9 protein-coding genes are annotated in these 8,268 nt (G+C 40.7%); 5 read left to right on the top strand and 4 right to left on the bottom strand.

All coding sequences use genetic code 11. The features are described 5' to 3' along the window. Nucleotides 1-88: 88 nt before the first annotated feature. From L654_RS0123415 to L654_RS01000000126760, 3 genes are read left to right on the top strand one after another with little or no spacing between them, the layout of a single operon-like run. Complete coding sequence (locus L654_RS0123415; RefSeq protein WP_024607783.1) at nt 89-922, top strand: tyrosine-type recombinase/integrase; 834 nt, start codon at nt 89-91, stop codon at nt 920-922. Then, complete coding sequence (locus L654_RS1000000128480; RefSeq protein ID WP_225305730.1) at nt 919-1,329, top strand: transposase zinc-binding domain-containing protein; 411 nt, start codon at nt 919-921, stop codon at nt 1,327-1,329. Before L654_RS0123415 ends, L654_RS1000000128480 begins: the two co-directional genes overlap by 4 nt. A gap of 2 nt (nt 1,330-1,331) precedes the next feature. Continuing rightward, a complete protein-coding gene (locus L654_RS01000000126760) occupies nt 1,332-2,006 on the top strand; it encodes a transposase (protein ID WP_263640644.1) in 675 nt (224 codons plus the stop codon). A 443-nt stretch (nt 2,007-2,449) separates the two neighbouring features. On the opposite strand, the gene L654_RS0123405 is transcribed toward L654_RS01000000126760, so the two are convergent. From L654_RS0123405 to L654_RS0123395, 3 genes are all read right to left on the bottom strand, one after another. Continuing rightward, the gene (locus L654_RS0123405; protein ID WP_024609198.1) at nt 2,450-3,208 is read right to left on the bottom strand and encodes a hypothetical protein; all 759 of its coding nucleotides are present in this window, start codon (nt 3,206-3,208) and stop codon (nt 2,450-2,452) included. 99 nt (nt 3,209-3,307) lie between these two features. Then, the gene (locus L654_RS0123400; RefSeq protein ID WP_024609197.1) at nt 3,308-3,811 is read right to left on the bottom strand and encodes a zf-TFIIB domain-containing protein; all 504 of its coding nucleotides are present in this window, start codon (nt 3,809-3,811) and stop codon (nt 3,308-3,310) included. A gap of 41 nt (nt 3,812-3,852) precedes the next feature. Continuing rightward, a complete protein-coding gene (locus L654_RS0123395; protein ID WP_024609196.1) occupies nt 3,853-4,440 on the bottom strand; it encodes a DUF4202 domain-containing protein in 588 nt (195 codons plus the stop codon). Between the two features lie 227 nt (nt 4,441-4,667). Here L654_RS0123395 and L654_RS0123390 point away from each other — a divergent pair, with 227 nt between their 5' ends. Next, nucleotides 4,668-6,395, top strand: coding sequence for a DUF885 domain-containing protein (locus L654_RS0123390; RefSeq protein WP_024609195.1), 1,728 nt, complete (start codon nt 4,668-4,670; stop codon nt 6,393-6,395). 132 nt (nt 6,396-6,527) lie between these two features. Continuing rightward, on the top strand, nt 6,528-7,847 hold the full coding sequence (locus L654_RS0123385) for a DASH family cryptochrome (RefSeq protein WP_024609194.1): 1,320 nt from the start codon (nt 6,528-6,530) through the stop codon (nt 7,845-7,847). A 29-nt stretch (nt 7,848-7,876) separates the two neighbouring features. Here the strand turns inward: L654_RS0123385 and L654_RS0123380 are convergent. Beyond that, on the bottom strand, nt 7,877-8,268 hold a 392-nt coding region (locus L654_RS0123380; protein ID WP_024609193.1), incomplete at its 5' end, for a putative sulfate exporter family transporter.

Here is an 8,268-nt window from a genome sequence, read left to right as displayed (position 1 = left end):
TTGTTGAACTAAGCCGCTACGCGGAGATCCTATTCTGACCATTTGAGCCACACTTACCTTGGGGTTATCCCATATTTGGAGGTAAGTCATGAATACACTCATTGAACAAGTCAAAACTGAAATAGCCTACCGTGGTTATTCACAAAGTACCTGTAAAAGTTATTGCGAGCATTTACTTAAACTCAGCCATTATTTTAATAAACCACTCAATTTAATTACTGATGATGAGCTGAATATCTTTTTTAAAGATCCCGCCATTCGCAAGCTCTCCAGAGCGAGTCAAAAAATACAAATAAACAGCATTTGGTTTTTGTTTAAGAATATTTTACACCGCCCACTGAACTTAGACATAGCCTTGCCTAAAGCAAAACCTCGGGCACCTACTTATTTATCGCGTGATGATATTCGACGACTTATAGAAAGTTGCACGGATATGCGCTTAAAAACATTGATAGTGGTGTGTTATGGATGTGGTTTGCGTATTGGCGAACTGCTGCGCATCAAAGTGCAAGACATCGATGGACAGCGTAAAACCATTTTAATTGAACATGGTAAAGGAGATAAGTCACGCTATGTTGTTGTATCAGATAGCGTGCTAAATCAATTACGTTGCTATTGGAAAATGTATCACCCAACGGGCTGGATGTTTTATTCACGATGGTTAATGGATAAACCCATGTCACCCTCAAGCTTCAGAAAGGCATTGAAAAAACATGCACAAATGTGTGGTTTAAAGCACTGTAATCCACATGTATTACGCCATGCTTATGCAACACATCAACTTGAGTTAGGGATGCCGCTTCATCAACTTCAACATCAGCTTGGTCACAGTGACATTAGAACCACGCAAAGTTACTTACACTGGTTACCTGAATTAGGGCATGGTGGTATTGATTTACTCGCAAGTTGGGGAAACCAATGAGCGGCTTACACCTCGCTGATATTTTAAATTCTGGCCTTGGGAATTATCGGCAGCACCACATAATGAGTTATCAGCAGTTACGAGTCTGCCAACACCTTCAATCATGCAGAACGGGTCAGCTCGGTTATCAAGCATGGCAATGTGATAACTGTAGTGAAGTACAACAAATTGGATGTAGCTGTCGAGATCGGCATTGCCCACGTTGCCAAGGTATGGCAACGGCTAAATGGGTGCAAAGACAACAAGAGGATTTATTATCGTGTCGCTATTTCCACCTTGTTTTTACGCTCCCGCATGAGTTAAATATCATTGCGCACTACAACCCAAACGCGTTGTATCACTGTTTATTTAAAGCCGCATGGCAAACGCTGGTAAATTTGCGAAACGAAAGAGGCATGGCCAGTTAGGCATGACAAGCGTACTGCATACGTGGGGGCAGAACTTAAGTCAGCATATTCACCTGCATTGCTTGATACCCGCAGGCGCGCTTGATAAAGCGCACTGGCATGAAATAGAAAAAGGCTATTTATACCCCGTTAAAGCATTATCAACAGTGTTTAGAGGGAAAATGCTCGCGGCGCTCAATGAATGCGATAGTTCATTCGCGAAGGTAAGCACACCAACCAAATGGTGCGTGTATAGCAAAGCCTGTTTAACGTACAGTGAAAAGCTAGTTAGTTACCTTGCTCGTTATACCCGAAAAGGCGTGATGTCAGAATCGCGATTAGTGTCAGCGACTGAAGAAACAGTGAGCTTTAAATACCGCGATTATGCAGATAACAACCGCGATAAAGTCATGACTCTGAGTTGTGATGAATTTTTACGGCGCTACTTACAACATGTATTGCCCAAAGGGTTTATGCGCATTCGCCACTATGGCTTTTTAGCTAATGCGTGTCGCAAGCGAAAGTTAGCATTAATAAGGTCACAAGAATCACACATAGGTAAAGTGGAGAAGCTAAAGACAGAAAACGTAACACTGATACCGCATTGGCCTTGCCAGCATTGTAAGGCAGGTATCTTGCGGTTAATTGGCGTATTCAAGTTATATGAAACAACGACCAAAGTAGAGCGAACGAGTTAGCAGCTAGGTAGCTGCTTAAAATCAATTAGTTAACCTGCTTAACTGCTCAGGCTAGCGGCCTTTGTGCGTGTAAAAAATATAATTGCTTATTAAGGCAAATTTAGGTGTAATGAATACATAATAAGCGCTGAGCAATGCAGGGAAAGCTTACATAACACTAGCTAAGCTGATTAAATCAGCTAGGAAAGTGAGAGCCTCCAAAAAGCAAATTCCCATAGCATAAACAACACCAACTCTGACACACCGAGCAGGTAGCGGCTCAGTCCAACAAGCGATTATGCAACACAAACAGCGTGTCGCATAAATACTAAAATGTTCTCGGCAATTGCTCCTGCATTGCTCTACCTTCTGCATCCATGGAGTCGTAAATGAGAATTTTTTAACGCAGGGAGCGACATATTTAGCTCCGCAAAATGATTAAGTATTATTGCAGATAAGTACGCTTATAATCCTTCATATTCAGCCTTCCTTGGTTTCAAAATTTGCTTTCTACATTTAACCATATTCCAACAATCCGTTTCAGGTACACCGTAATACCAGGCTCTAAAAATCGGTTGATACTTTTCAATAACCCGTTGTTGCATACTTTGTGAAAAATGGGGTAAGTAAAAAGTTTTGATCACCGTAATGTGCCTTTTAATCATCGCCCCCAAATTAAAGCGCGCTTGGCGATACCGAATGTCTGCTTTTTTATATTCCCTGCTATCAGGTGTAAAGTTTTGCATGTCTTGCTTAGGGCCAGTCGCCCAGCCAGCTACTTTTTCCATTTGTTCAGTAAAAGGCTTAACGGTAAACGTGATATGAATAGGGTCATCAGCATCGGTGGGCGCAAAGCCTCGCGGAAATCCGGCCTGGTGATAATTAGGATGAGTAACCGTAAACTCAATCGATGCATAGGCATTGGGTTGTAATAAATCCAAACGCTCGCGTGGGAAGGTAATTGGCTCATTAGCATAGGCAGTTTTAAAATATTTATAACCAAAATCAATACCACAACTACTATGACCACATGACTCTGAATAGGCCGACTTTATCAAAAAAGGAAACTCTGGCACTGAGCCATCTTCTGTTTCAATCGTCACAACAATGGGCCCACGATAGCCATGAGCCTTATCGAATACCGTAGTGCAACTTGTTATCAAAAAACACGCCAATAGCACACAGTAAAATTGCAGTGCTACTTTATTCTTATAATCCTTCATACTCGGCCTTCCTTGGTTTTAAAATTTGTTCTTGCAAGTCATGCTTTTATTAGCAGCACCTGCATGCTTAAAATTAATGTAGCATTCGAGACTAATTTATTACTCAAAGTTAAGTAATGCCAATTGCACCAGCCGTTCAACTGTGGTGCCTTGAACATTTTTAGGCGCTTTGGGGTAATACTTTGATTTTGGCGGTTTAATAGTTATAAACCCATGATTGGTTGCCATTTCGTGGGCTAACAGCTTACGCTCTCGGGGGGTTAAATGGTTTTCGTGTATTTTTGCCAGCTCGCCGCTATCAAGCCATATTCCTGCACAGCCTGGGCATTCATCTATTTCGACGGCCTTTACTGGCGAAAAATACCTGCGCATCATTACAATACTTGGGCATTTAGGACAATTTACTCGCATTGAGACATTGCCCTCACCTTCAATATAATTACTTAAATGTTTAAGTAATACCTGACCATGCTTTAGCTCTGGCGAGCTAAATTTAAAAATTTGGCTGTTATCAAAAAATACGCCACCTTGCACTGAAGTGTAAACAGTAATACCGCCAATTAATAACGGCTCAAGAGAGGCATTTGTACGTGGGCATAACATTCTAAAAATCCTTTTTATTTTAATACCTAGCTTACACTACTTTACTCAAGCGCTTTATGAATAAGCCCAACAAGCGGCGTTGGTAATGTAATATTACCTGTAAGTACAAACTCATGGGCTTCATCTGACATTTTTTGCCATGTACGGCGAATAATACCAATCCATTTTTCTTCATTGTAATCTGGTTTTGCATTCGCAAACCCAAGCATGTAGTGTTCAATAAACACCAAACTCGCTACATCTTCTACTAATTGGCTATCTGGATTGCGCTTAATATCTTTTTTAGCAACCGCGTTATAAACACGGTTTTGGTCCGTATCGTTAAACCCAGCTTGTTTCATTAATTCAACGGCTAGTGACGCATGAAAAATATAAAGTGCGCTACGCCATTGATGATAACCCTGCTTGTTCATTTCAAAGTCGCTACGTGGCGATTTCCAACGCTGAATATGCTGTGCACGCACTGCAATTTGCATGAGTGCATCGGCATCAGGTTTAAAGCGAGTTAGCATTTCGCTCATACGCTGTGAGTATAAATACTCTTTTGGAAAACTTTCTCCATTGTGCTGCTCAGTATTTGGATCTTGGTTATTAGCTTCATCAATCAGCGCTATTATTTTATTAAACATGACGGTCTTTTATTGTAATTAGTTTTAATCATTCTAAACGCTGATAAAACAATAAACTAGTACGCCAATCAGTTACGCAGTGAAATTTGTTCAATCAAAAAGTAAAACCAAAAGGTACTAGTTATAAAAGTAAGCGCATTGATTAAGTTAACTTGGTACTATATTGAGCACAAATTAAAATAAAAAAGCGCGATAAATAATAACTAACTCGCCAATAACGGATGACTATGTTTAAAAAAACAATTTTAGCTATTTGCTTAGCTGTAGCATCACTGCCGAGCGCAGCCGATAGCAATGCAGATTTAAAAACCATTATTGATAACCATTGGCAAAATGCAAAAGCCGAAAAAATATTCTTTCGTACCGACCCTGATGGTTGGAAACCCAGTGGTACATTACCAAATTGGACCGAACAAGCCATTGCAAAGCGCCAAGCTTACAATAACAGTGTAATAAAAAGCTTAAGTAAAATAGATCCTAAAACGCTGAGCAGCTCGCAACTAATGAACTACCGTTTATTTAAATACGAGCGAGAAACAGAGCAGCAAAGCTACCTTTTTCAAGATAAGTATTTTCAGGTTAACTTTTTAAGTGGCTGGCATACCTACTTTGCCGAAGCACCGGCTAATATGGCATTTTTAACACCTGATGATTACAACGCATTTTTAGTAAGCCTTGCCGACTACCCTCGCTTTAACCAAGAAAACATTAACTTGATGAAGGAAGGAATTGAACTGGGGTATACGCACTACTGCAAAACATTTGAAAATTACAGCCAGAGCATTAACGCTCATATTGTTAAGCAACCTGAAAACAGTGCCTTATACGAGCCCTTTACACGTATACCAAATACGTTTACAGCAGAGCAAAAGGCCACATACCAAAACAAAGCAAAAGCCTTAATTAGCTCAAAAGTAGTCCCGGCTTATCAGCACTTTTACGACTTTTTTGAAAACGATTACATGCCGAACTGTAGAACAGAGCCAGGTATTTCAAGCGTTAAAGACGGGCTTGAGTATTACAAATATGCAGTTAATTACTACACCACAACCAATGCCACACCAAAGCAAATTCATGAGCTTGGCTTAAAAGAAGTGGCGCGTATTAAAGCGCAGATGCAAAACATCATTGATAAAGTAGGTTTTGATGGCACGTATGCTGAGTTTTTAGAATTTTTAGCAACCGACGAACAATTTTACGCAACAGACGCGCAAGACTTACTTGAAAAAACAGCCTTTATTACACAAAAAATGTATGGCAAGTTACCAACCTACTTTAATCATTTACCGCGTAACACCTTTACTATAAAAGGCTCAGCGAGTCGCGGCGCGTTTTATATGCCACCTGCTGATAACCGCTCCCCTGGCACTTACTTTTTAGCCTCAACACCTAAATTGCAACCTTTGTATAATTTAGAAGCGCTAAGCCTGCACGAGGCAATACCAGGGCATCATTTACAAAACGCTATTGCAATGGAGTTAAATGTACCCCAGTTTAGACGCACACTTAGCCACTCAGCATTTGGCGAAGGCTGGGCACTTTACACCGAACGCTTAGGTAAAGAAGCCGGCTTTTATCAAGACCCATACAGCGACTTTGGTCGTTTAGGTTACGAAATGTGGCGTGCCGTGAGACTCGTTGTTGATACCGGTATTCATGCATTTGGCTGGAGCCGCCAAAAGGCAATTGACTACTTGGCAGATCACACTGCTTTGCCACAAAGCGCGGTAGAGGATCAAATAGATCGTTATATTTCATGGCCAGGCCAAGCGCTTTCGTACAAAATGGGCGAAATAAAAATACGCGAACTCCGCGCAAAAGCCGAAAAAGAGCTCGGTGCTAAGTTTGATATTCGCAGCTTTCACGACACCGTAATCGGCCAAGGATCACTCCCTATGGAAGTGCTAGAAGACGTAATAAACGATTGGATAGCAAAACAAAAATCAGCGAGTTAAAACAATACTTTTACAAACTAAGGGGCGGTAAGTTTATCGCCCCCTTTTTAAAACTCTATTAAACACCTCAAAACTAATCCCTACCCGCTTTTGCTTCGTAAACTTAATGATTACAAAAACCAGAGCAAACCTATGAGCAAACGCATTTTATATTGGCTACAAAACGATTTACGAATAGACGACAACCCTATTTTAAGCGAACTTGCTACCGGGCAATGTGCGCTCGATATTGTATTTGTTATTAATCCGCATTGGTTTAAAAATAATAACTACCAACAAAAGCCATATGGCGTGCATAAACAACAGTTTTTAATGCAAAGCTTATTTGAGCTGCAACAAGCGCTTATTGAGCGCGGGCAAACACTGCACGTACTTGAGGGTGAACCGGTTAGTGTTTTAAAGCAGCGCATAGCTGAGCAACACATTGACGAAGTGGTGTGCAGTGAACTCGTTGGAACCTATGAGCAGCGCCAACTCGCACGACTAAAAGCACATTGCCCACATGTCATATTTAAAACAGCTCAACAAGACACTCTATTTCAACAAAGCGACCTCCCTTTTGATTTAGACGAGCTGCCTAAAAGCTTTACCCCATTTAGAAAAAAGGTAGAGGCGATGAACATACCTATAACAACCTCAACTCTGCCTAAAGGTTTACTTCCCCAGCCTATAACATTATGTGCTGCAAACCCAATTGAGCTTAATGAGCATACTAATTATAACAACGCAGTAATGCATGGCGGGCTTAAAAGTGCGCAAACACATTTAAAGCAATACTTTTCAGGCTTGCTACCAAGTACTTATAAAATAACTCGAAACGAGCTTGATGGCTTTAATAACACCACAAAATTTAGTACCTGGCTTGCTTTTGGCTGTGTAAGTGCGCGGCAAGTTTATAAAGCCGTTGAGGCGTACGAACATAACCAAATAACAAACGAGTCTACCTACTCGATTAAGTTTGAATTGCTATGGCGAGAGTATTTTAAATGGCATGCACTTAAGGCAGGTAAAAGCCTGTTTAGTTTTAAAGGTCAAAAGCAAACCAAATCCCTTACTACATTTATGCCAAACCGCTTTGCTGCGTGGTGTAATGGCTCAACACCCTACCCATTAGTCAATGCCATTATGAATGAGCTTAATGAAACCGGTTACATATCAAATAGAGCAAGGCAAATTGCAGCGAGCTGCTTAGTTAACGAACTTGCTCTTGATTGGCGCTATGGCGCAGCTTATTTTGAACAACAATTGATTGATTACGATGTAGCCGCTAATTGGGGTAATTGGCAATATATAGCAGGTGTAGGCGTAGATCCGCGTGGTGGTAGGCACTTTAATATTGAAAAACAAACGTTACAGTTTGACCCGCACGCTGTTTACACTAATAAATGGCAAGGCAATAAAAATACCAGCACACAGCTCGATAACGTAAACGAAGTTGATTGGCCAATTTAAGCCGCCAATCAACTTTTACCAAGTAACGTTTAAAACAGCTCAGCAATACCTATATTAATAGCGTAACCACCCAATGTTAAAAACAAAAATAAACACAGCGCCAGTAACAGCGGTTTAATACCCGCTTGGCGAATTGCCCCAACATGTGTGCGTAAACCCAAAGCCACCATCGCAATAGTGAGTAATATATTATCAAACCAAACAACTGCGCTTGTAGCCACTTGAGGAATAATAGAGAGTGAATGCACACCACTTGCCACAATAAATAACACTGCAAACCAAGGGATACTAATACCTGATTTATTATCTTCATTACTTATAGTATTACCTGCCTTTACTCTTTTTTTACTTTGCCAAAACGACAAAGCGACTAAAAATGGCGCAAGCATCATCACGCGTAGCATTTTTTCTATAACGGCGG

This window comes from Pseudoalteromonas sp. TAB23, assembly GCF_000498075.1.
GTDB classification, from domain to species: domain Bacteria; phylum Pseudomonadota; class Gammaproteobacteria; order Enterobacterales; family Alteromonadaceae; genus Pseudoalteromonas; species Pseudoalteromonas arctica.
Note: the sequence above shows the minus strand (reverse complement) of the source record. Positions and strands in the feature narration are given on the sequence as shown.

Bases quoted from the DNA above. Each gene is read 5' to 3' on its own strand.
- L654_RS0123415 (WP_024607783.1), top strand. From the start codon at position 89: ATGAATACACTCATTGAACAAGTCAAAACTGAAATAGCCTACCGTGGT.
- L654_RS1000000128480 (WP_225305730.1), top strand. From the start codon at position 919: ATGAGCGGCTTACACCTCGCTGATATTTTAAATTCTGGCCTTGGGAAT.
- L654_RS01000000126760 (WP_263640644.1), top strand. From the start codon at position 1,332: ATGACAAGCGTACTGCATACGTGGGGGCAGAACTTAAGTCAGCATATT.
- L654_RS0123405 (WP_024609198.1), bottom strand. From the start codon at position 3,208: ATGAAGGATTATAAGAATAAAGTAGCACTGCAATTTTACTGTGTGCTA.
- L654_RS0123400 (WP_024609197.1), bottom strand. From the start codon at position 3,811: ATGTTATGCCCACGTACAAATGCCTCTCTTGAGCCGTTATTAATTGGC.
- L654_RS0123395 (WP_024609196.1), bottom strand. From the start codon at position 4,440: ATGTTTAATAAAATAATAGCGCTGATTGATGAAGCTAATAACCAAGAT.
- L654_RS0123390 (WP_024609195.1), top strand. From the start codon at position 4,668: ATGTTTAAAAAAACAATTTTAGCTATTTGCTTAGCTGTAGCATCACTG.
- L654_RS0123385 (WP_024609194.1), top strand. From the start codon at position 6,528: ATGAGCAAACGCATTTTATATTGGCTACAAAACGATTTACGAATAGAC.